Here is a 22,686-nt window from a genome sequence, read left to right as displayed (position 1 = left end):
ACCTCTGAGTCATGGAGAGCTGCAGAGTAGGCGGCTGGACGCTATAGTAGAAATTAATTACTTAAATCCCAGGTATAGCCGTGATTAATTTACATCGTCTGGATCTCAACCTGCTGCGCACCCTCGACGTGCTGCTGAGCGAGAATAACGTCACCCGAGCGGCGCAGCGGCTGAACCTGTCGCAGCCGTCGGTCAGCATCCAGCTGGCGCGCCTGCGGGAAATTTTTGCCGACCCGCTGCTGCTGCCCGGTCCGCGCGGGATGCTGCCCACCGCCCGCGCCGATGCGCTACGCGGGCCATTGCGTGATGCCCTGCAGGCGCTGGAGCTGGCGGTCGCCCCCGCCGACAGTTTCGACCCGCTGACGGCGGCGCAGACCTGGCGCATAGCGGCGACGGACTATATGGCCTCGGCGATCCTGCTGCCGGCGCTGAATATTCTGCGTCGCGCGTCCCCGTCGAGCCGGCTGGCGGTCTTCGATCTCCAGCCTTCGCGCCTGGTGCAGCAGGCGGAGAGGGACGAGGTCGATCTGTTCTTTCATACCCGCGACGGCGCTCCGCCGGAGCTGCATCAGCGGCTGCTGTTCAGCGAGCGCTACGTGCTGGCGGGCAGAGCGGGGCATCCGGCGCTGCGGGCGTCGTTGAGCCTGGCGCAGTTTTGCCAGCTGGATCAGGTTATGGTCTCCCCGGACGGCGGCGGCTTCAGCGCCGCGACCGATATCGCGCTGGCCAACCTTGGGCTTTCTCGGCGGGTTGTCCTCTCGGTGCCACATTTCCTGTTTATGCTGGAAACGCTGCGCAGCAGCGATCTGGTCGCCATGCTGCCGGAGCGGCTGCTGCGCGGGATGAGCGGGCTGACGGTTATCGAGCCGCCGCTGGCGATTGCCGGGTTTGATATGCTGATGCTGTGGCACGAGCGCTGGCACCGCGACCCGGCGCACCGCTGGCTGCGCCAGCAAATTGTGAGTTCACTGGAGGATTGAGCCATGTTAAGCGGATTGAATCACCTGACCCTGGCGGTCAGCAGCCTGGCGCCGAGCGTGGCGTTTTATCAGCAGCTGCTGGGGATGAGGCTGCACGCGCGCTGGGATAGCGGCGCCTATCTCTCCTGCGGCGACCTGTGGCTGTGCCTGTCCCTCGATCCGCAGCGGCGCATTACCCCGCCGGAGGAGAGCGACTACACCCACTACGCGTTTAGCGTCGCCGAAGCCGATTTCGCCGGGTTCAGCGCGCGGCTGGAAACGGCCGGCGTGGCGGTGTGGAAGGTGAACCGCAGCGAAGGGGCGTCATATTATTTCCTCGACCCGGACGGCCACAAGCTGGAGCTGCATGTCGGCAGCCTCGCCCGGCGGCTGGCGGCATGTCGCGAGCAGCCGTATAAGGGGATGGTGTTTTTCGACGAGTGAACAGGGCATAACCTTTACAAATCAGCCCCTGAAAATGTGAGGTTTTTTCCAACATTGATCGTATACTTGCCTGATAATTGTATATACGTTTTTGTATATACAATCGGGATAAATGCTATGCCAATGGAGTTTGAATGGGATGCAAACAAGGCAGCAAGCAATCTAAGAAAACATGGGATTCGGTTCGAGGAGGCGGTACTGGTTTTTGACGATCCGCGGCATCTTTCCCGCCAGGATCGTTATGAAAACGGTGAGCATCGATGGCAAACCATCGGCCTCGCTCATGGAATTATCGTTATTCTTGTGGTGCATTCGGTCCGCTTTGAAAGCGGGGCTGAGGTGATTCGTATCATCAGCGCCCGGAAGGCGGACGGCAAAGAGAGGAGTCGTTATGAGCACAGTTAAATACAAGCGCGGCAATCCGGCCGGGCTTAGCGCTCAGCGTGAAGACGAGCTCAGAGCGCTGGCGAACAAAGCGGATGGCGAAATTGATTACAGCGATATCCCCGCTTCAGGTGATGAACGGTGGCCGGACGCGGTGCGCGGTAAATTCTACCGACCGTTGAAAACCCAGGCCTCTGTCCGCATCGACGCTGATGTGATGGAGTGGCTTAAACGCCCGGGAAAAGGCTATCAAACCCGGCTGAATGCGATTTTAAGAGAAGCGATGAACCGCGATCTGGGTGAGAAATAAGCCTCTACCGGCCAGGCCTGTGCGTTCCCGGTGCTTGAGCCTGTCGCGCCTTATCCGGACGAGCAACCCGCGTGCCCCGGTAAGCACGGCGGCGCCGGGGTTAGTTTATGCCCGCAAGGGTAAAATTTTCAGGCATATGCAGCGTTGAGGTATTCAGGCTGGTTCCTGTTTCAAAGGGAACGACCCACAGCCGTAGCGTTTTACTCTCGGAATGGCGGAACTCATACGGATGAATCGGCGGCGCCGTGAAGCCTTTATGGTGCGGGTAGATCAGCAACATATCCCCCTCGCCGCGTAGATGATTTATCCCGTATGCCAGCATCTGGTACAAATCGCTTTGCGCGAGGTTAAGCTTATCCTGCGTGGCATCCACTATTTTCCATTTCATATCGCAAATGACGGCAGAGGCCTCCGGGCCGTTACGCGGGATAAGCCATACATCTGGCCGGAGCTGAAATCTGGGCGTTTCACCCTGGTGGACAAGATAATGTGACTTTGATTGCGGCTTCACCTGCCAGTGAGCATGGCAACGATAGCGCAGCCAGGCAGTGACAAAGGATTCAAACACTGCCTCCATAGGAAAGAGAAGTGAAATGGCCTGAGCATGCCCCTGCATACAGTGCGGTGAATGACCTTTTAGAATGAGCCTGGCCCACTCCAGCGCCGGAGAATAATGTTGCATGTGGCGATCGAGGTGAATCTGTCGGAAAGCCATATCAATATTGCCGATCCCGGGGATGGGCTCAAATAGCGCTTGTAGACGATTCAATTTCTGCAGCAGCGCGGGGCTACTGGTGTAGCCATACACCTTATCGATCGCGGTTTTTAGCAATCTGTTTTCAAGCCGCTCGACGCGGTATTCATCATATTCGACATAAAAACGATCGCGGCGGACGCTGTTTTTTTTCAGCTGCTCGCTGACCAGGAGTTTTCCCTTCAGCCACGGCAAATTGTTCTGCTGACGAAGATAATCGTGTTTGAGACCTTTGCGGACGATAGCTTCGAGACTGGTCACAAATTGCTGAACGAAGATATCCATTAAGGTCATCTTCGACGTCATGATGCTCGCTGTCGTGGTCTCGATATGACGAAAATTTTGTAATGTCGACAGCATCATCAGCAGTCGAGAACGCGCGTGCGATGCGTTTTCCTGTCTCTTATCCGCCTTTGGCAGAACTTCAATCATTCTCTGCTGGGGGAGTGCGATGACGCCAACATAATTCTTCACCTGGATGACTTTGATGCCGTTCAGGGCGCGTAAGGATAGCAAACGCCGATCCTCACTGTCTTCATCGTTCAGGCAGCGTTGTTCCAACCAATGAAACGCCGATGCGGGTAAAGACACCGAATCGGTTAATTTGCCGCTGTCCTCTTCATTAACCAGGTAGCCGTATTCGAAAATGGAGTACGAAGTGCCCGCCATCAGCGCTGCTCCGCGGCTTTAGCCTGCGGTTGGTAAATCTGCTGGTAAGCCTGCGGGTTATCCCATACCGGGTCATTATCCTTGCATAGCTGATAGCTCACGCCTGCTTCTTCAAGGTCCTCAATTGCCGTCTGGCCAAACAGCGTTGACACGTCGTTCTGATTAGCGACGGAACGGATGAAGCGCAGCGTCTGGTCCGCTTTTTGATTATCGCCAAGGACCAGACGGATTTTCTGCCAGTCGTTGTAGAAATACTCTTCCAGTAACGGAAGAACCTTATTTTTCATTACGCGTTTTAATCTTTTTAGCGCCTCGACGGGATTATCTTTTGCCTGCACCACCGGAATGAAAAAGGCATGCCCTAGCGTATGTTCACTGTCGTAGAGGGCCTGGATACGTGCGTTCAGGGTAATCAGCAGCGCTTTGAGGTCGATACCATGAATATGAGTATCATTCAGCACCGAGGCATCGGGCATCAGCGCTTCAAATTCAAAGCGTCGACGCAGCGCTGTATCCAAAGCGGTTAGAGAACGGTCTGCGGTATTCATGGTGCCAACAATGAAGAGATTGCCAGGAACAGAAAACGGTTTAGCGGAGTAGGGGAGACTTACGCTCAGCGCTTCGGCTTCTCCCGCTCGTTTTGATGTCTCAATCAGCGTAATGAGCTCGCCGAAAATCTTAGAAATATTCCCGCGGTTTATTTCATCAATAATGAGGACGTAGTTTTGTTTTTTCTTTTCTGTTATTGCCAGCGGCGTGGCGGGAATGTTGAAATGATGAATGAGATAATTCAGAATACCGCGAACGTAGGAGATGTTGTAAATATTTTCGGTCTCACCATGATATAAGCGACGAATATTCTCGATAGACGCCGGGTAGCCGCTTTCAAGTCGGTCGTTCTTCGATTGTGAAGGAAAGATACGGAAGGTGCTGTTATTGGCGTAGGTCACTTTGAACATACTGCCATTTGTCGTTTTGAGCGTCACGCCATTTTGCTCGGCGCATTGCTCTTTAAGCTTTTCTACGGCTTCGTCCAGCGCGAGCTGCATTCCAGAGTCACCGAAAGAGGCGTCTTCACAGATCTGCTTAAACACGCCCGGTTTAATATCATAGCGTACGCTGCCATCGTCGCTGGTTTCCGCTCTTAATCCTTCAATAAATTCTTCATAACCAAAGCTTTGATGGAATGTGATAAAGCGAATTCGCTTCTCTTCAACCAGCGCGTCGTAGAGTTTTTTGAGCTCTACCCGACGTTCGGTTCTTTCTTTACCATCAAGGCGGGAGAATGCCTGAGGTTCGCAGGCACGTACCGCAATTTCAATGGTCTTGTAGGTTTTACCGGTTCCCGGAGGGCCGTAAAGGATTAAGTTTTTTGGCGGTAAAATATCGATTGGCTCATCATCTTGCTCTGCCGTCGTCGATTCTGTAATACTTGCTTCGATTGCAACATTGCTTTCTTCGGCAATTTCCACGTTATACAGATGCCAGAGAGACATATTTAACTCAATATCATCCTGCTCATCATGGAGCTGCTGCTGAAGCTCTTTTTTTAGTAACAGGTTTAACCTGAACCAGGTTGCCGTATCCCAGTTATAGTCTTCCGGGAGTCCGAGACTGAATTTATTGTTGCAGTAATTATAAACCCGGAAGAAAACATCTTCCTTAATGATACTGGTTAGTTGGTCAGGGTAAAATGCGGAAAAGGTGCGGCAAAGAAGCGCACGATAAAACTTCTTCACGATGCCATATTCTTTTAGCTGTTGTAAAAACTGATAGGCACGATCAAAATTTTCCGCTGTACAGCCTGAGGCAATAATTTTTGTTAATTCGCGAAGCGGGTCCTGTGCTTGAGTAAATTCTTCATAAGACATACCACCCTGTTTTAGGCTGGCCACTCTGTTGTCGCGGGTGTACCACAAATCCTGGATGGCCCGGTGGCTAAAATCTGGATTTTCACGCCGCACCCGGGAGGTTATGTCCCGGTATCCAGCTCCCCATTCGGGGTCAAACTCACTATTTTTCTGAGTCAGTGACTTAAAAAATAGTGCCAAAGTCTGCTGATGTGACTCCATTCCGTTCTCCCCGAGTGATATCCGTTTTACAAATGGTTTTTATCATACGAAGCATACCCTTTAGGAAAAAAAGAAAAAGCGCTCGTTGTGTCAGCGGAGGGATATACGAGCTTCAGCCAAAGGAAACCAGGCTTCCCGCTGGCCGCGCTTGTCGCGCCCTATTCGGGCTACCGGCCCGCAGCCCCGGCCAGCGCAGCGCCGACGGGGGACAAGCCAGTTCGCTACGGCGAAGAATTCACTCCATCGCCACCTTCACCGCCTCTCCCAGCTTCACCATCACCTCCCGGTGCTTATCGATTGGCGGCAGGGCGCAGTTGATCCTTAAGCAGTTGCGATATTTTCCTGAGGCTGAAAACAGCGAGCCCGGCGCGACCTGGATTTTCAGCTGGCACAGCTGCTTCGCGACGCAGACCATATCGACGTGCTCGGGGAGCTCGACCCACAGCATATAGCCGCCCTTCGGCCGGGTAACGCAGATGCCGCAGGGGAAGTATTCCCGCAGCCAGCAGGTGTAAATTTCCATATTGCGCTGGTAGATCTGCCTCATCCGCCGCAGGTGGCGGTGGTAGTGGCCTTCGCGAATAAAGTTACAGGCGGCCAGCTGGGTTGAGGGCACGTTGGTCCCACTGGCGGCGTATTTCATCTGCAGCAGGCGATCGTAGTAGCGGCCCGGCGCGATCCAGCCGATGCGCAGGCCCGGCGCGATAGTTTTGGTAAACGAGCTGCAGAGCATCACCCGGCCGTCGATATCCCACGAATGAATGGTGCGCGGGCGCGGGTAGTCGATGGCCAGCTCGCCGTAAATATCATCTTCGAAAATGACGATATCGTGGCGCTGGGCAAGAGTCAGCACCGCGCGCTTGCGGGCGTCAGGCATGATAAAGCCCTGCGGATTGTTGCAGTTCGGCACCAGGATAACGCCCTTGATCGGCCACTGCTCCAGCGCCAGCTCCAGGGCTTCTACGCTGATCCCGCTGTCCGGATCGGTGGGGATCTCAATGGCCTTGAGCCCCAAACCGCGCAGCAGCTGCATGGTGCCGTAATAGGACGGGGATTCGACGGCGACGATATCGCCGGGCTGGCATACCGAGAGCAGCGCCAGCGATAGCGCGCTGTGGCAGCCGCTGGTGATGATCAGATCGTCGGCGGTGACCACCGAGCCGCCGTCGAGCATCAGGCGGGCGATTTGTTCGCGCAGCTCGCGGCGTCCGGCCAGCTCGTCGTAGTTCAGCACCTCGCTGAGATTATGCTGGATAACCCGGCTCAGCTCGCGCCAGATGGGCTTCAGGCTCGGCTGGGTGACGTCCGGCGAGCCGCCGCCGAAAGGGATAATGCTTTTATCATTGCGCGCGTCGAGCATGGTCAGCACCTGATCCCACTGGGTGATTTCCACCGGGCGCTGGACCGGGCGCGACATCGGCGGTACCGGCGGCTGGGCTTTACGCGGGGCGACAAAGTAGCCGGAGCGCGGCTGGGGGACGATCATCTGCTGCTGTTCCAGCGTCTGATAGGCCTGCTGCACGGTGCTGATGCTCACCCCGTGCTCCTGACTCAGGCTGCGAACCGAAGGCAGCTTCTCCCCGTGGCGATACAGCCCTTGCTCAATACGCTCCGCCAGCAGGCTGGCCAGATGTTGGTAACGCGTCATGCTGTATCCCTTATTGTCGCCATACAGATTGATAAACCAGTACAGATGGGCGGTGAAGATCCCACGCAGATACTGTTTTAGCCAATCTGTATGTTAAAGAAAAGCGTTTTTTGAATCTGTATTGTTTGCCCTCGAATCCGCGAAGATAAAGCCTCTGGCAAGGTGAGGAGGTGGAGTATGGAATTTCATGAGAACCGGGTAAGACAGCCGTTTATTGGGTTTGTCCTGGCGGGCAGAGCGATCAAAAAATGGTGGCTGCGCAGACAAACGCGGCGGGTTTTGCAGCGAATGAGCGACGAACAGCTGAAAGACGTCGGGCTGCGGCGGGATCAGCTCAATTAAAAAATGCGCTTGTCCCCGGACTGCGGCGCAAACGTGCTGTCCGGGCGACCGGCCTGCTCCCCGCAGGCTGCGAGCCGTATCCGTCCAGTCCAGCAGTCTGCCTGGCCTGGCGTGGGCGAGGAGCTGGCGTCATCCGGGATTGTTACATTCACCGTATTTATCAATTAATGCTTCTTCTCTCCTCGTTTCTTGATACTTACCCTGATAAGTATTATTTTCCTCACAGCGACAAGCCTCGCCACCAGGGCTATTTTGCCTGTCATTTTGAACCAGGGCTGTGCCCGACAAAATACGAAACTATTTTGCACGCCCTTCAGGGCGGCCCGGAGGGTGAGCGCAGGGAGTAACCCCTCACGTACTATCTGTACGTTCCGGTTTCTCCGCGCTGTCCGCGTTCAAACTGCCCGCGCCGATAACGCCTGGTGGGATAGGCGCTAGATGAGGAAAGAAAGATGACCGAAGACGAACTGTTTGCCCGCCGCCCGATGGGGATGCGCATGGCGATGGTGGTCCGCCAGTGGCGCGCGACTATCGATGCCGCTCTCAACGATACCGGTATGACCCAGTCAAGCTGGACGGTGCTGATGCAGCTGTATCAGCTGGGGGACAACGTCTCGGTTAGCGAACTGGCGGAGGTGCAGGGCATTGAACTGCCGCCGCTGATGCGCACCCTCGCACAGCTGGAAAAGCAGGGCTATCTGCTGCGTTACACGTCACCCTATGACAAACGCATACGCCTGCTGACGCTGACGACGGAAGGCCTGACGAAACTGGAGGATCTGAATCGCGTGATTGAAACTTATCAATCCCGCGTCACCCGGACCATCCCGGAAGCAGACCTCGCCACCTTCAGTACTACCTTAAATCAAATCGCCTGCAATTTGCGGACAATCCGCGAAGAAGATAACAAGATCTAAAAAACTATGATGACGCCAGAACAAAAATTTGCCCGCTGGGTAAGGGTGAGTATTGCCGCTTTCCTGGCGATCTTCGCCTGGTTTATCGTTGCCGATATCTGGATCCCGCTCACGCCGGACTCCACGGTGATGCGCGTGGTGACGCCGGTATCGCCGCGCGTTTCCGGCTATGTCGCACAGGTCTATGTGCACAACAACAGCCAGGTGAAGAAAGGGGATCTGCTCTACGAGCTGGACCCGACGCCGTTTACCAATAAAGTGCAGGCGGCGCAAATCGCCTTTGAGCAGGCCAGGCTGAGCAACCAGCAGCTGGACGCGCAGATCGCCGCCGCTCGCGCTAACCTGCGCACCGCGCAGTTCACCGCCCGTAACGACAAAGTTACGCTCGATCGCTATCAGCGCCTGAGCGCGATGCAGAACGTCTCGCAGTCGGATCTGGATAAGGTGCGCACCACCTGGCAGACCAGCGAGCAGTCGGTCAGCGCGCTCAACGCCAGCATCCAGAATCTGCTGATCCAGCGCGGCGAACGCGATGATAAGCGCAACGTCACGCTGCAAAAGTACCGCAACGCCCTGGAAGAGGCGCAGCTGAACCTCGCCTGGAGCCGGATCTACGCCGAAACCGACGGCATGGTCAGCAACCTCCAGCTTAGCCCCGGCCTGTATGCCACCGCCGCCACGCCGCTGCTGGCGCTGGTGAGCAACCATACGGATATCGTCGCCGATTTTCGCGAGAAGAGCCTGCGCCATACCGGCGTGAACACCGACGCCGCGGTGGTCTTTGATGCGCTGCCGGGCAAAGTTTACCCGGCGCACGTCACCAGCAGCGACGCCGGGATTTTGGCCGGCCAGGAGCAGGTTAACGGCCAGCTGTCGCAGCCGGAGCAGTCCACGCGCTGGGTGCGTGACGCCCAGCGGATGCGCATTCACGTCGAGCTTGATGAGCCGCTCGACAAACCGCTGCCGACCGGCGCCCGCGCGACGGTACAGCTTTACAACAGCGACGGTCCGTTTGCCCGCACCTTTGCCGGCGTGCAGATCCATCTGGTGAGCCTGCTGCACTATGTCTATTAATACGCTGGCCCGGGTTTTTACGCCGCACGACAATATCGTCTATACGGCGAATGATTTTCGCCAGACGCTGCGCATCGCCGTCGCCGGGACTATCGCCCTGAGCATTTCGACCTTCTATGACGTGCAGTACGGGGTTTTCTTCGTGGTCTATCCGCTGATGCTGCTGTCGCTGGTGCCGGTGTTTAACCGCCACGTCGCGCGGCAGTTTCTGTTCAGCGCGGCGGTAAACTGCGTGGAAATGGTGCTGATCGTCGGCTATCTGTCGCAGTGGCCGGTGATTATGACGCTGGTGGTCTTCGGCCTCTACGTGATGCGTTTTCGCTTTATGAGTCAGGGGCCGCTGTTTCTGCTGGGCTCGATGGGGGTGGTCTGTCAAAGCACGATGCTCAACTTTATGAGCTATCCCACCAGCAACTGGCATACGCTGATGTTTTCCAATATCGAAGCCTGCGTGATGGCGGTGGCCCTCAGCGCGCTGCTGAACTATCTGATCCCGGACGTTGAGCCGCGCCGGCCGCCGCCGCGGATTGAGAAGGATGCCGCCCGCATTCGCCATGAATCTCTGCTTTCCGGCACCGTCGCGACAATGATTTTCGTGGTTTTCCAGATCTGCGATCTCAGCGATTCGCTGTCAGCGCTGATGGCCGGGATCCTGATCCTCTTCCCGATGCACTACCGCGGCGCGGTGATCAGCTCCATCTGGCGCGTGGTGGGCGTGGTGCTGGCCTGTCTCTACATTCTGGTGGTGCAGCTGCTTATTTATGATTTTAGCAACCATATGGTGCTGATGATGCCGCTGATTGCGCTCGGCCTAGCCTTCAGCGCGCGCCTCCACGTGATGGAGAAAGTGGGGGCCGGCGTGGGCTTCGCCAGCATCACCACCATCGGCATCATGTTTGGTCAGAATCTGCACCCGGATCAGGACCTGATCTTCAGCGATCTGTACCGGATAAGCTCGGTCACTATCTCGCTTATCGTCACCCTGACGCTGGTGTTTCTCGTCCACCGCATTCTGAACTGCTTTGCGCCGACGCGGTTCGTTATTACCGAATAGGATCAGGCCGGGAAGGTGGCGATGCAGCACCACTCTTCGGCAACGTAGCGATAAATCGCCTCCGTGGCGCCGGGAATAACCCACCGTAGCTCCTCTCCCGGCAGGCAGCTGAGATAGATGCACAGGCCGCAGCCGCCGCGCAGCTGGCGCGGAATATCTTTCACCTGGAAGGCGATCCCCGCCGCCTGCAGGGCCTTGCGGGTACGCACGACGCCCGGCGTCGAGTGAAATAAAAACAGATACTCCGTCATCCGCGACGCCTCTGGCGCAGGCCAATCAGCGCCGCGCCAACCGCGCCGGCAAACTGGGCATCAGGATGGGTGTGTACCGCGATCCCCGCGTGGCCTTCGAGCATGCGCGCAAAGGCCGTGCAGCGGCTGACGCCGCCGGTAAACAGCAGCGGTCCCTGGGCTGAAAGGCGGGCGATAAAGTTGGCGCTGCGGCGGGCCATAGCGTTGATCACGCCGGCCAGAATCGCTTCCGGCGCGACGCCCGCCGAGCGCAGGCTAATCACTTCGGATTCGGCAAATACCGTGCACATACTGGTGATCGCATGCGGCTCGACGCCTTCGGTGATGCTATCCAGCTGCCCGACGCTGGCGCCGAGGGTGCGCGAGATAACCTCCAGAAAGCGCCCGGTGCCTGCGGCGCATTTATCGTTCATCAGGAAGTCGGTGAGATTGCCGTCTTCGTCGAGCTGGATGACCTTGCTATCCTGGCCGCCAATATCGATAACCATGCGGGTGGCGGGTGCCAGAAGACGTGCGCCGAGGCCGTGGCAGGAGATCTCCGTCACCTGCTTATCGGCAAAATCCACCAGCTGGCGGCCGTAGCCGGTTAAGGTTAAAAATGGCCGCTCGGCAAGGCCGGCGCTGAGGGTTTGCCACGCCTCGCTGATGGCGTCGGCGGGGCGAAAGGGCGTCGGGCAGAGAAAACGTCGCTGGATAACGCCCTCTTTCAGCAGGATGCCTTTCGTGGCGGTGGAGCCGGAATCAATACCTACCGTAAAAGTCACGCGCGCTCCTTACAGCATTTCAATAAAGGCCGCGACGCGGGTGCTGAGCTGGCCGATGTCCGCCGTCGAATAGTCGGTCTCAATCGCGATGTAGGGGAGGTTATGCCGCTGGCGAACGTGGCGCTTGATCGCCATTGATTCAACCGCATAGGTATGACAGGCCTGCAGGATGACATCCACCACGCCGTCGGCCTGATACTCGTCCACCATCTGGCTAAGCAGGGCTAAGCGCTGGTCGTTTGGCGAGATGCACGAGCAGCCGATGGCGAGATACTTATCGGTCAGCGCATCGTAGACGTCGCCCGTCTCCTCCACGCAGCGCTCGGTCGCCTTGGCGCCGGTGCAGTTTTCAAAGCCCACCACCCAGCCGCCGTTCTCTTCAATGGCGCGCACGACTTTTTCCGCCGCGCCGCCAATCGGGCAGCCGGTGATCAGAATGCGCGGACGAGCCGCCAGCCGCTGGCCATCCTGCCACTGCTGGCGCACGCGATCGGCCATCGCGCTGAGCTCATCGCTTAGCGCGGCTTTATCAAAGCGGAAGGTCGCGCCGTACACCACTTTCAGGATATCGCTGCCGCTGAGGGCGGGAGGATTGAGCTGCCCGACGCGATAGAAGTTGGCCAGCGCCCGCCGCTCGCGGTTCTTGAGGCGCACGGCGTCGCGCAGCGCGGCTTCGCTGATTGTGCGGCCAAAGCGGGCTTCGATCACCCGCTGCAGGCGCAGGATCTCGGCTTTCCACAGCGCGCGGGAGGCATCGTCGTTGGCGCTGTTCGGCAGCTGCATTACGTGCACCGGCTTGAATTCGGCCATGTACTCATACATTTTCTTTTTGCCGTCGCAGGTGGTTTCACCCACCACCAGGTCGGAAAAATAGAAGTAGGGGCATTTATCCGTTTTGCCAAATCCGTAGCTGCTTTTAATCAGCGGGCAGAGATTACGCGGCAGATCTTTTTCCGCCTCTTCGATGGTTTCATCGGAGGTTGAGCACAGCGAGACGACCACGGCGCCTGCCGCCATCGGGATCTCCTGGGGCATAAAGGTGCAGTAGGTTCCGACCAGGGGGATATTTTGCTCTTTCAGGTCCATCACCGTGAGAAAGCCCTTCTGGCGGGCCTCGGAGAACTGGTCAAAAATGGCGGGTAGATCGGTAATTAGCGACATGGTTTTCCTTCCCCGTACACGGGAGATAATGAAAGAGCCCGCATTATAACCATGTCAATAGTGTGTGTTTATTGATCTCCCGCCGATGCCGACATATTGCGGGGCGCAATCAGAACACTTTCTTCGCGTCCATCTCTTCCTGGATCCGCTCGCTGTAGGCCACGTGGGTGCGAATGGCTTCCTCAATTCCGGCGTTATAAAACAGGGGCCCCAGCTGTTCGGCGATAAAATCCACGAAGAACTCGGCATCAAACTGCTCAAGCTCAAGGTCAAAATTTCTTTCGCAGTAGGTACATAGCTTTTCGCGAAGCTGCTCGCGCTCGCCGGGGCTCAGGTTGATTTCAGCCATTTTTACTCCTTAAAAAGTGCTCTGGATCCGCGGCAAGCTCAGCGGGGGATCCCACGATCCCACGCCGGTAACGGGCCTGGCTCTGCCGCCAGAAAGTCGATAAACGATCCTACCTTAGGATTGCCGTATTTGCCGGGAAAATCGAGCGCATGCGTTTTACTGGCGATTCGTCTCAGGCAGCATTCGCGCTGCCGGCTTTACCCGCATCGGCTAACCGCAGGCCCCGCCGCAAGCGCGGGGTCGCTTAGCGTAAAAACAGCGACGGGATCTGCGAGAGCAGCCACAGCAGCAGGCCGATGGTACCCCCAACGAGGGTACCGTTAATGCGGATAAACTGCAGATCCTTACCGATATTCAGCTCGATCTGCCGCGACATATCGCGGGAGTCCCAGCTCTTCACCGTATCGCTAATATGACGGGTCAGGAAGGTGGCAAACTCCGGCGCCACCCGGTGCGCCGCCTGCTCCAGATGCTCATTCAGCGACTCGCGAAGGGCGTCATCGTGGAGCAGCGTTTCCCCAAACCACTGCCCGGCCTCGGCGATCCGCTGCTTGATCCGCGAATCGTCGCTATTAACGTCATTTTTAATCCATCCGCGCAGGTCGGCCCACACCTCGCCAAGATAGCGGTTAAACGTCTCGTCGTTTTTCAGATAGGCCTTCATGTTGTCCGCTTTTTCCGCCATCAGCGGATCGGTTTTCAGGCTATCGATCAGCTTCTGCGCCGCGCGATCGAAGGCCTGACGGATCTGGTGGGTGCGATCCTGGCTCACCTCGTCAAGAAGCGTATTGACCGCATCGGTGACCATTTCGGCGCTGTGCTCGCCCAACCATTCGGTGGGGAGAATTTTGGCCTTGAGCGGATGCTCGGTCTCCAGCCAGCGGATGATGCCGCGGGCAATAAAGGCGCGGGAACTGTCGCGCTGCAGCAGGGCGATAAGCTGGCCGATAAGGGAATCCAGCAGCTTCTGGTGCCGGTTATCGCGGGTTAATCCTTCGAGCATCATGGCGCTGGTTTGCGTCAGGTCGACCTTGTCGATGGCCTTGTGCACCGCGCGGCGCAGCAGGCGTTGAATGCGCGCATCGTCGGTGAGCTCGAGGAAGCCGCTCATTACCTGCAGCAGATGCTGGCCCACCCGCCGGGCGTTCGCCGGCTGGCTGAACCAGTTGCCGAGCATCAGCGCCGGCTCATAGCGGCGGATCAGCGCCACCAGCGAAGGGGTATCGAGGAATTTTTCCTGCACGAAAAAGCCGAGATTGTCGGCAATTCGGTCCTTATTACGCGGGATAATCGCCGTATGTCGGGAGACAAACGGCAGCGGAATGCGGCGAAATAGCGCCACCACCGCAAACCAGTCCGCCAGGGCGCCGACCATTGCCGCTTCGGAGATAGCCTTCAGCGCGCTGACCCACGGCGTCGGCGGCAGCAGCAGGGTAGCGACAAAAATCGCGGCCGCCACGAGCAGCAGCGACAGGGCCAGCAGTTTGGCCCGTTTTAGTTCAGCAAGTTTTTCCATAGCCTTAAGCATATAACCTGACGGCTAACTCATGCAAAAACTGCCAGATAATCCAGCCGCCAAAGCCCATCAGTACTGCGCCCGCCGCCCGTTCAACCCGCCAGATGACGGCGCCGAGGCGGCGCTGCACCTGCGGCAGGGCGATCAGAGATACCAGCAGTAAATCCCACAGCAGCACGACGCTGGTCATCCACACTCCGCTGGTTATCTGCTGGGCGAGAGTCACCTGCGGGCCAAGCAGGGAGGTCATCAGCGCGAGGTAAAACAGGGCATTTTTGGGGTTAAGCAGCGCCGAGGCCAGCCCCAGCAGCAGCTGTCTGGCAAGCGAAGGGCAGCGGGCTGCCGCTGCTTCCAGGGTGAATGCGCCGGGCCGACTCCGCCACAGCTGGCCGCCGAGCCACAGCTGGCCGCCGAGCCACAGCAGCCAGGCCGCCCCCAGCAGCGCGATTGCGCTAAACAGCTGCGGGGCGTGGCGCACCATGCTCCAGCCGACGATGGCGACTGCAATATACAGCCCGTTACCCAGCGCGATGCCGATGCACAGGCCGGCGCTACCGCGCAGGCGATAGCGGATGGCGTAGCCCATCAGGAGAAAGAAATCTGGCCCGGGACTGAGCAGGGCAACGAAGTGGGAGAGCGCCAGCGCCGGAAACGCGGCCGGGAAAAGTGCAGTAAGCATGTTCATAGTGACCTCGGAATAAATCTGAGATCACCCTACGCAAGGCTCGGCGCTAATTATTGTCTGATATTGATCGGCCAAGGGCGTACTGGCGCGGCGTGGCGGCGGTGTAGCTGACGAAGGTTTTATGGAAGTGGCTCTGATCGGCAAATCCGGCCTGATAGCCGACGTCGGCTATCTCATCCCCGGCGCGCAGGCGGCGCCTGGCGTACTCGATCCGCGCCATATTGATAAAGCTGGCCGGCGTCAGGCCGGTATCCTGCTTAAAGGTGCGGATCAGGGTCTCTTTGCGCAGCGCAAATTCGTCGGCCAGCGCATCCAGCGAAAGCGGTACCGGCAGGCTTGCGGTCACCCTGTCGAGCAGCCGTTCACTGCTGTCGTGAAGGCGTTCCGGCGGCATCGGGCATAGCGGCAGCTCCCGCAGCAGCCACGCGATGGCGGCGGGCAGCTCGGCGGTCCGCTGCTGCAGCGTCAGCTGGACGATATGCTGATACTGAAGGAAAAGATCGGCGTCGCGCAGTATCGGTTGCGGCGCGGCAAGCCGCACGGCGCCGGAAAGGGCAGGAAGCTGCGCCCGACACCAGTCAACGTCGAGATAGAGCATGTGGTAGCTGCGCGGCCGTCCGGCAAGGGGATTACAGCTGTGCGGCGCGCCGGGCGGGATCGCTATCAGGTCACCGGGGCGCAGCAGGTACTCCCGTCCGTTGCAGATGCAGCGCGTTTCACCCGCAATAATGGCCCCCAGCGAAAGCTGCGGGTGGCTGTGGCGCTTATACGCCCGGCGGCTGTCCCAGGTGCTGCGCAGCTCCAGCCAGGGGAGCGTTGCGTCGCGCCAGAAGGTTTGTGGGATATCGCGCGTGTGGTTCACAAAAGCTCCTGCGGCGAAAGGGATTAAGAATTTATAGCACGCCCGCTGGCGGCTGTCTCCGGCGGGCGTTTTGCGAGCGGGCAGGCGAAAAAATGTCGTTATTACCGCTGGATAAAAATATCCTCCGTCCCGGCACGCAAAGAGATAAACGGCAGCGTGTAGGCGGGGTGACCGGCAGGTAGAGTCGCTTTTGTACTCCTCCGCGTAGGCCGACTGCAATGAAAAAAAGCCCGACGTCGACGCCGCATGATGCGGTTTTTAAAAAGTTTCTCCGGCATGGGGATACCGCGCGAGATTTTCTGGACATCCACCTGCCGTCCTCGCTACGCCCGCTCTGCGATCTGGAGACGCTGCGGCTGGAATCCGCAAGTTTTATTGAGGAGGACCTGCGTGCCTGCTACTCCGATGTGCTTTGGTCGCTGAAAACCACCGCCGGTGAGGGCTATATTTACGTCGTTATTGAGCACCAAAGTTCGCCGGACGCCCATATGGCCTTCAGGCTGATGCGCTATGCCATTGCGGCGATGCAGCGCCATCTGGATGCCGGCCACAAGCGCCTGCCGCTGGTGGTGCCCATGCTGTTCTATCACGGCATCGCCACGCCTTACCCTTACTCGCTGTGCTGGCTGGATGGCTTTACCCATCCGGCGCATGCCCGCAGGTTATATGCGACCGCTTTTCCGCTGGTGGATATTACGGCGATCCCGGATGACGAAATCGTGCAGCACCGACGCGTAGCGTTGCTGGAGTTCATGCAAAAGCATGTCCGCCAGCGCGATTTGACGAAGCTGGTCGAACAGATAATCGCCATTTTGGTTAAGGAATACACTAATGACAGCCAGCTAAAAACGCTGTTTAATTACCTGGTATATTCCGGCGATGCCCCTCGTTTTGGCAGGTTTATTCGTGAGCTTGCCCGGCGGGCGCCGCAACATCATAAGGAGGAACTGATGACTATTGCGGAAAGACTCCAGGAAGTTGGGCGTAGAAAAGGTAAGATTGAAGGCCGGCTTGCGGGCCAGAGAATCGAAGGGCTGCGTATTGCCCGTATGATGCTGGCGAACGGCATCGCTCTGGAGACGGTGCTGCGCATCACCGGTCTGTCAGAAGAGGAGGTTACCGCCGCGAAGCGTTGATTGTGCCGCGGCATGGCTTTATCAGGCGGCCTGGCCGCGATGATTCATTTCTCTTAATCCCGCTCTGCGCCGGATATCACCTGACGATCTCCGGCCGGAATCCTCCGTAAATACCTAACTTTACCTTTACGGTCAGCTATCTCTACTAACCTTAATGTCCTGAGTAGTATTTATGACTGCATTAATGACGATACTAAGGAGACATACGACATGGCCTATCAGACGGTGAATCCTGCAAATAATCGGCTTATTAAAGAGTACGCCCCGCACAGCGATGCCGACGTGGAGGCGGCGCTGCAGAAAGCGGATGCGCTCTACCACTCCGCATGGTCGAAGGGTGATATTGCCCAGCGCTTACCTATCCTGCACAGGCTGGCGGACCTCATCGATAGCCGGGTTGAGGAGCTGGCGAAAATTGCCAGCCAGGAGATGGGCAAGCTCATCGGCCAAAGCCGCGGTGAGGTGAAGCTCTGCGCGCAGATCGCCCGTTATTACGCCGATAACGCCGAGCGCTTTCTCGCCCCGGTGAAGTATCCCTCTGAGCTCGGCGAGGCGTGGGTTGAACACCATCCGATCGGCGTGCTGATGGCGGTGGAGCCGTGGAACTTCCCCTATTACCAGCTGATGCGCGTGCTGGCGCCGAACCTGGCGGCGGGGAATCCGGTTCTCGCCAAGCACGCCAGCATCGTCCCACACTGCGCGGAAACCTTCGCTCATCTGGTTCGTGAGGCCGGTGCGCCGGAGGGGGCGTGGACTAATCTGTTTATCTCCCAGGATCAGGTGGCGAAGATTATTGCCGACGATCGCGTGCGGGGAGCGGCGCTGACCGGCTCGGAAAAAGCGGGTGGCGTCGTGGCGGCGCAGGCGGCGAAGCACATCAAGAAATCGACCCTCGAGCTGGGCGGTAACGATGTCTTTGTGGTGCTGGATGATGCCAGCCTCGACAAGGCGGTGAAGACTGGCGTACAGGCGCGGCTCAACAATGCCGGTCAGGTTTGTACCGCGGCGAAGCGTTTTATCCTGCATGAAAAAATCGCCGAGCGCTTCCTGAGCCAGTTTACCGAGGCGTTCCGTCAGGTGAAGATCGGCGATCCGCTGGATGAGAGCACCACGCTGGGGCCGCTCTCCTCCAAAGATGCCCTGGAGACGCTGACTAAACAGGTTGATGAGGCGGTGAAGCATGGCGCCAGGCTGCATCTTGGCGGCAAGCCGGCGCAGTGCGAGGGCAACTATTTTGCACCGACCATTCTGACCGGCATCACCCGCGATAATCCGGCGTACTTTGAAGAGTTCTTCGGCCCGGTAGCGCAAATTTATGTGGTGAAGGATGACGATGAGGCGATCCGCCTGGCGAACGATTCGCACTACGGGCTCGGCGGCGCGATATTCAGCCAGGATACCGAGCGGGCGAAGCGAATGGCGTCACGAATTGAGACCGGGATGGTCTATATCAACTGGCTGACCGATACCGCGCCGGAGCTGCCGTTTGGCGGCGTGAAGCGCTCCGGTTTTGGCCGCGAGCTGGCGGATCTGGGGATTCGAGAGTTTGTGAACCAGAAGCTGGTGGTGATCCGCCGGTAAGATTAGGATGCAATAAGAAAAACCTGCCGCCCGGCAGGTTTTTTTGCGCCTGTTGGGAAGATCGGAAGGTAACTCCATCGCCAACACAGGCGCCATCAATCTGTCTCTTTGTTAAGAGTTTTATTGATATTTGATTAATTGATATACATCAACTTAGATCTTATTTAATGCGGGTTGTGTCTTTTTAGAACGATCTATTAAAAGTTATGTGAAACGAGAGTTTTTATCCGGAATATAAACGATTAACTGTCAAATTAGTACTGTGTAAATGATGTTTGCAAGTGTGAACTTTTATTGTGTAAGTTGGCGTGATGCAGTTTTGTATATTAAAAAAGATGCTTGTGGATACATAATAATGGTCGATATCATAAGGTGTCATTCTTAAAAAGAATAACTGTGTCTGCTTCAATATGTTTTATGGTATGTACCATGATTCAGTTAATATTACAGGTCACTATAGCTGATGAAAGTGGAATGGATGATCTTATGTCATTTGGTCAATGCCAAACTGTGTATGCATTGAAGCGAAAAATGTAACCCTTTAAATAGTCCAGTATTAAATGATGAGTCTGGTGTGGAGGATGATATTTCTATTACTGAGCATGCGCGGTAAAGGCAGGCTATCGGGATGGTCAGAACAATATGAGGGAGGCATGATGGAAACCGGAAGTAGTGAAAAATAGCCGACAGGATTGTTAATTTTTTTCTGCCGCCAGATACAATATATTTCCTCATTGAGCCTGCCGTCAAACCTTTCGTGGATGCGATTCATATTGCCGTTATCCGCGGACAGCACGAATTTAAAAAAATAATAAATATGGTTGGAGAGAAACTATATGTCCTTCAATAAGGTATCACGCGTCTTGTTAGACATGCTGCTGTTTGCCATCGTAAATGCCTGGGACGTTGTCCAGTCAATCATTTTTATCGGCGGCTTTATTGTCTGCATCATGCTGCCTGTGGTGTGGTCGATGAAATTTGTCTATATGGTCGTATGGTTCATTACTGCCTGGGCCATATCAAAGCTCGTCGATCGTTTAGATGAGTATCGTAAAAAAGGTAAAAATATAAATTAAGGATATCGCATGTCAAATCCAGCCTATTTGTGGTTTATCGATGAAAATGGATCTCCAATTGTTGGAGGTTCCATGGTACTCGGGGGTGAAGATTCAATTGAGGTAAAATCGCTCTCTCATCACCTGACTACTCCGACTGACCGTAACATCGGGTGTTATGAAACCATCCAGTGGAAGTATAGGGATGGGAACATTATCTTTAAAGATGGCTGGAACGAGCGAGCCACTGCCTAATGGGATGCTGGCTATCATAGACTCGGACTTCCGGGTCTTGTTTGTCTCTTAGAGTTGAACGGGGTATCTCAGTAGGACGCGTTTTAGATACAGCATCAATAGCGGGCGGATCTGGGGATTAGAGTTTGTGAACCAGAAGCTGGTGGTGATCCGCCGGTAAGATTAGGATGCAAAAAGAAAAACCTGCCGTCCGGCAGGTTTTTTTGTGCTTTTATCGGGGTTATTAGAAGGTAACGCCGCCGCCAACATAGGCGCCATCGATCAGGGTATGGTTCGGACGACCGTCTTTCCCGTCGACGCTCACGTGGCGGTAACCCACTTTCAGCGTCACCGGGGTAATCGGGGTCCAGCTCACGCCGCCGTTGGCTTCAACGTAGTTTTTCACGCTGTTGTTCAGTCCTTCCGGTGCGGCATAGCCTTCACCGAATACGTGGATACTGTCGGTCAGCGCAACGTTAACGCCGCCACCGATTGGGAACGCCACGCCGTTATCGCCTTTTTTCGGCCCAAGGTAGATGGCTTTTGCGCCGGCATTGAACATCACCGGACCAACTTCCAGGTTATAACCCGCGCCAACGCCTCCGGTCTGGGTACCGTCGTCGATATTTTTGAGCCAGTTGCTTTCGGCATAAACACCGGAGGAGGATTTACCCAGTTCCATATTGAGGTTGGTAAAGTTTTTCCCCTGTTCGACGGTAAAGCCCATCGCCATTGCTGAGCCGGAAACGGCGGTCAGAGCAGAAAGGATAAGGATATTGAGCTTTCTCATGGTTTATGCCTCGTCATTAAATTAATCTGAGGACACCCTAACAGGTGATATTTACGACTGCAAATTTGATATGGGTCGAGGTTTTATGCCGGAACTGTTATTAAAACGCTCTTTTGATGTTGTGAATTGGTTACCTTGTCGCAGCGTCAATGATTAACGTTTTGCCGTTTAGGGTAAGTTTAATTTTTTGCCTAAACAGCAATTGAACGGGGCGGGAGATATCGATTGGGGCTGAACTAATTCGCTTTCTAATAATTTCCGAAAATGTTTCTACAGTAACAAGCAAAAACTTAAATTTACATTTTTGTGATTAAAAATGACTCTAATACCTAAGAGAAACTCTTGAACTGCGTTATGAGGCGATCGTCTGGAAGTACACCGAAGGAAACGTTATTTATCGTGATACCTGGAATGAGTTCTGCACTTCCTGATGCCTTCACGCTAGCCCTCTTCCACGGGAAGAGGGCTCCTGCGAACCGCTACTTCCGCAATCCGGCAAACGCCGCCCGAATCTCCTCTTCCGGCAGGTTAATGCCGATAAACACCAGCGTGCTGTGCGGCTGGTCGTCGCCCCAGGGTCGGTCCCAGTCGGCGCTGTACAGGCGCTGGACGCCCTGGAACAGCAGGCGGTTAGGCTCGCCGTCAATCCACAGCATCCCTTTGTAGCGCATCAGCTGCTCGGCGAATGAGAGCAGCAGGTTTTCCATAACCCGCGACACCTCGCTGATATCGACCGGGTAGTCCAGCTCCACCACAATCGACGAAACGTCGTTTTGCTGGTCGGCAATAAAATGGAAGCGCGGCTTAGCGCTTACCACCCGCTCCTCCAGCATAAAGCCGCCGGTATTAAACAGCTGGCTCAGATCGATATCGCCGTGGGTGACGGCGTAAATCGGCGCGCGGGCGTTGATGCGCGCCAGCCGTTCGCGCAGCGCTTCGCTGCTGCCCGCGACGTCGGTTTTGGTCAGCAGAATACGGTCGGCGTAGCCCACCTGCGACTGGGCGATGGTGAACTGGTTCATCTGCTGGTCGGCGTGGACCGCATCAACCAGCGCAATCACCCCATCCAGCAGGTAGCGTTCACAGAGGATCTCATGGGAGAAAAAGGTCTGAATAATCGGGCCGGGATCGGCCATGCCGGTGCACTCGATCACCAGCCGGTCGAAGGCAATCTCACCGCGATCGCGGCTGTCGAGCAGGTCGAGCAGGGCGTCTTCCAGCTCGTTGGAACGAGTGCAGCAGATGCAGCCGTTGGTCAGGGTTTTGATCTGGGTGGCGCGATCGCCAATCAGCTGGTCATCAACGGAGACTTCACCAAATTCGTTTTCGATCACCGCGATTTTAAAGCCGTGCTGCGCATTGAGAATATGCCGCAGCAGGGTGGTTTTGCCTGCGCCAAGAAAACCGGTCAGCAGGGTAACTGCAATCGGTGTCATGTGTGCCTCCATTAACAGCAGCGTACGCCGCCTTCGCCGCTCCCGCCGTAGCGCGCTTCCTGGCGCTCGCGGAAGAATTCGTTGTAGGTCATATACGGTTTATCCGGATGGTTGGTCTGCATATGTTCGACGTAATTGTCGTAGTCCGGAATGCCAATCAGCATCTTCGCCGCCTGACCCAGGTACTTTTTAGCCTGACCTAAGTTACCAAACATTGCTCGTTCCAGATATGTGTTGAG

General features: G+C 56.3%; 25 protein-coding genes and 1 pseudogene. 13 read left to right on the top strand and 13 right to left on the bottom strand.

Annotated features, from left to right (window positions below; translation table 11 throughout):
* The first annotated feature begins 80 nt into the window (after positions 1-80).
* From MMW58_RS25410 to MMW58_RS25395, 4 genes are all read left to right on the top strand, one after another.
* On the top strand, positions 81-980 hold the full coding sequence (locus MMW58_RS25410; RefSeq protein WP_133600780.1) for a LysR family transcriptional regulator: 900 nt from the start codon (positions 81-83) through the stop codon (positions 978-980).
* A 3-nt stretch (positions 981-983) separates the two neighbouring features.
* On the top strand, positions 984-1,403 hold the full coding sequence (locus MMW58_RS25405; RefSeq protein WP_133600779.1) for a FosA family fosfomycin resistance glutathione transferase: 420 nt from the start codon (positions 984-986) through the stop codon (positions 1,401-1,403).
* A 117-nt stretch (positions 1,404-1,520) separates the two neighbouring features.
* Positions 1,521-1,808: a BrnT family toxin gene (locus tag MMW58_RS25400; protein ID WP_241722355.1), complete on the top strand. Its 288-nt coding sequence runs from the start codon at positions 1,521-1,523 to the stop codon at positions 1,806-1,808.
* Positions 1,795-2,097 carry a BrnA antitoxin family protein gene (locus tag MMW58_RS25395; protein ID WP_241722354.1) on the top strand — a complete coding sequence of 101 codons (303 nt, stop codon included), beginning with the start codon at positions 1,795-1,797 and terminating at the stop codon, positions 2,095-2,097. The genes MMW58_RS25400 and MMW58_RS25395 overlap by 14 nt, the downstream gene beginning before the upstream one ends.
* Before the next feature lie 100 nt (positions 2,098-2,197).
* Here MMW58_RS25395 and MMW58_RS25390 read toward each other — a convergent pair whose 3' ends face one another.
* From MMW58_RS25390 to MMW58_RS25380, 3 genes are all read right to left on the bottom strand, one after another.
* Positions 2,198-3,523 carry an McrC family protein gene (locus MMW58_RS25390; RefSeq protein WP_371823020.1) on the bottom strand — a complete coding sequence of 442 codons (1,326 nt, stop codon included), beginning with the start codon at positions 3,521-3,523 and terminating at the stop codon, positions 2,198-2,200.
* Complete coding sequence (locus MMW58_RS25385; RefSeq protein WP_241722352.1) at positions 3,520-5,592, bottom strand: McrB family protein; 2,073 nt, start codon at positions 5,590-5,592, stop codon at positions 3,520-3,522. Before MMW58_RS25385 ends, MMW58_RS25390 begins: the two co-directional genes overlap by 4 nt.
* Before the next feature lie 235 nt (positions 5,593-5,827).
* Positions 5,828-7,240 carry an aminotransferase-like domain-containing protein gene (locus MMW58_RS25380; RefSeq protein ID WP_241722351.1) on the bottom strand — a complete coding sequence of 471 codons (1,413 nt, stop codon included), beginning with the start codon at positions 7,238-7,240 and terminating at the stop codon, positions 5,828-5,830.
* A 177-nt stretch (positions 7,241-7,417) separates the two neighbouring features.
* Between MMW58_RS25380 and MMW58_RS25375 the strand changes: the two genes are divergently transcribed.
* The 4 genes from MMW58_RS25375 to MMW58_RS25360 all read left to right on the top strand — a co-directional run bounded on the left by MMW58_RS25375 (position 7,418) and on the right by MMW58_RS25360 (position 10,627).
* Positions 7,418-7,582 (top strand): DUF1127 domain-containing protein, encoded by a 165-nt coding sequence (locus tag MMW58_RS25375; protein ID WP_071844881.1) that lies wholly within the window; start codon positions 7,418-7,420, stop codon positions 7,580-7,582.
* Between the two features lie 452 nt (positions 7,583-8,034).
* Positions 8,035-8,499, top strand: a complete 465-nt coding sequence (locus tag MMW58_RS25370; protein WP_241722350.1) for a MarR family transcriptional regulator — start codon at positions 8,035-8,037, stop codon at positions 8,497-8,499.
* Positions 8,500-8,505: 6 nt separating this feature from the next.
* A complete protein-coding gene (locus MMW58_RS25365) occupies positions 8,506-9,573 on the top strand; it encodes an HlyD family secretion protein (RefSeq protein WP_241722349.1) in 1,068 nt (355 codons plus the stop codon).
* Complete coding sequence (locus MMW58_RS25360) at positions 9,563-10,627, top strand: DUF2955 domain-containing protein (protein ID WP_159237584.1); 1,065 nt, start codon at positions 9,563-9,565, stop codon at positions 10,625-10,627. Before MMW58_RS25365 ends, MMW58_RS25360 begins: the two co-directional genes overlap by 11 nt.
* A 2-nt stretch (positions 10,628-10,629) precedes the next feature.
* On the opposite strand, the gene MMW58_RS25355 is transcribed toward MMW58_RS25360, so the two are convergent.
* From MMW58_RS25355 to MMW58_RS25320, 7 genes are all read right to left on the bottom strand, one after another.
* Positions 10,630-10,878, bottom strand: coding sequence for a putative Se/S carrier protein (locus MMW58_RS25355; protein ID WP_241722348.1), 249 nt, complete (start codon positions 10,876-10,878; stop codon positions 10,630-10,632).
* Positions 10,875-11,642 (bottom strand): putative 2-hydroxyacyl-CoA dehydratase activator YjiL, encoded by a 768-nt coding sequence (yjiL, locus tag MMW58_RS25350; protein ID WP_241722347.1) that lies wholly within the window; start codon positions 11,640-11,642, stop codon positions 10,875-10,877. The genes MMW58_RS25355 and yjiL overlap by 4 nt, the downstream gene beginning before the upstream one ends.
* A 9-nt stretch (positions 11,643-11,651) precedes the next feature.
* Positions 11,652-12,803 carry a double-cubane-cluster-containing anaerobic reductase gene (locus MMW58_RS25345; RefSeq protein WP_241722346.1) on the bottom strand — a complete coding sequence of 384 codons (1,152 nt, stop codon included), beginning with the start codon at positions 12,801-12,803 and terminating at the stop codon, positions 11,652-11,654.
* A 109-nt stretch (positions 12,804-12,912) separates the two neighbouring features.
* Positions 12,913-13,152, bottom strand: a complete 240-nt coding sequence (locus MMW58_RS25340) for a DUF2164 domain-containing protein (protein ID WP_041143893.1) — start codon at positions 13,150-13,152, stop codon at positions 12,913-12,915.
* Between the two features lie 244 nt (positions 13,153-13,396).
* Positions 13,397-14,680 (bottom strand): DUF445 domain-containing protein, encoded by a 1,284-nt coding sequence (locus tag MMW58_RS25330; protein ID WP_241722345.1) that lies wholly within the window; start codon positions 14,678-14,680, stop codon positions 13,397-13,399.
* Positions 14,673-15,353: a LysE family translocator gene (locus tag MMW58_RS25325; protein WP_241722344.1), complete on the bottom strand. Its 681-nt coding sequence runs from the start codon at positions 15,351-15,353 to the stop codon at positions 14,673-14,675. The genes MMW58_RS25330 and MMW58_RS25325 overlap by 8 nt, the downstream gene beginning before the upstream one ends.
* 46 nt (positions 15,354-15,399) lie before the next feature.
* Positions 15,400-16,215, bottom strand: a complete 816-nt coding sequence (locus tag MMW58_RS25320) for an AraC family transcriptional regulator (protein WP_241722343.1) — start codon at positions 16,213-16,215, stop codon at positions 15,400-15,402.
* Positions 16,216-16,433: 218 nt separating this feature from the next.
* Here MMW58_RS25320 and MMW58_RS25315 point away from each other — a divergent pair, with 218 nt between their 5' ends.
* The 4 genes from MMW58_RS25315 to MMW58_RS25300 all read left to right on the top strand — a co-directional run bounded on the left by MMW58_RS25315 (position 16,434) and on the right by MMW58_RS25300 (position 20,242).
* Positions 16,434-17,351, top strand: a complete 918-nt coding sequence (locus MMW58_RS25315; RefSeq protein ID WP_241722342.1) for an Rpn family recombination-promoting nuclease/putative transposase — start codon at positions 16,434-16,436, stop codon at positions 17,349-17,351.
* Positions 17,352-17,561: 210 nt separating this feature from the next.
* Positions 17,562-18,932 (top strand): NAD-dependent succinate-semialdehyde dehydrogenase, encoded by a 1,371-nt coding sequence (locus tag MMW58_RS25310; RefSeq protein ID WP_123710226.1) that lies wholly within the window; start codon positions 17,562-17,564, stop codon positions 18,930-18,932.
* A gap of 836 nt (positions 18,933-19,768) precedes the next feature.
* Positions 19,769-20,008: a hypothetical protein gene (locus MMW58_RS25305; RefSeq protein WP_241722341.1), complete on the top strand. Its 240-nt coding sequence runs from the start codon at positions 19,769-19,771 to the stop codon at positions 20,006-20,008.
* 9 nt (positions 20,009-20,017) lie between these two features.
* On the top strand, positions 20,018-20,242 hold the full coding sequence (locus MMW58_RS25300) for an Hcp family type VI secretion system effector (protein ID WP_241722340.1): 225 nt from the start codon (positions 20,018-20,020) through the stop codon (positions 20,240-20,242).
* Between the two features lie 223 nt (positions 20,243-20,465).
* On the opposite strand, the gene MMW58_RS25295 is transcribed toward MMW58_RS25300, so the two are convergent.
* Positions 20,466-21,011, bottom strand: coding sequence for a YfaZ family outer membrane protein (locus tag MMW58_RS25295; RefSeq protein WP_241722339.1), 546 nt, complete (start codon positions 21,009-21,011; stop codon positions 20,466-20,468).
* Between the two features lie 335 nt (positions 21,012-21,346).
* Here MMW58_RS25295 and MMW58_RS25290 point away from each other — a divergent pair.
* A pseudogene (locus MMW58_RS25290) lies at positions 21,347-21,442 on the top strand (type VI secretion system tube protein Hcp); the annotation flags it as partial.
* Between the two features lie 48 nt (positions 21,443-21,490).
* Here the strand turns inward: MMW58_RS25290 and yjiA are convergent.
* A complete protein-coding gene (gene yjiA / locus MMW58_RS25285) occupies positions 21,491-22,447 on the bottom strand; it encodes a GTPase (RefSeq protein WP_041143902.1) in 957 nt (318 codons plus the stop codon).
* An 11-nt stretch (positions 22,448-22,458) separates the two neighbouring features.
* Positions 22,459-22,662, bottom strand: a complete 204-nt coding sequence (locus tag MMW58_RS25280; protein ID WP_095104015.1) for a YbdD/YjiX family protein — start codon at positions 22,660-22,662, stop codon at positions 22,459-22,461.
* Positions 22,663-22,686 lie beyond the last annotated feature (24 nt).

It is taken from the genome of Klebsiella sp. HC6, assembly GCF_022605325.1.
GTDB lineage: Bacteria > Pseudomonadota > Gammaproteobacteria > Enterobacterales > Enterobacteriaceae > Klebsiella > Klebsiella terrigena.
This window is presented reverse-complemented; position numbering and strand designations above follow the sequence as displayed.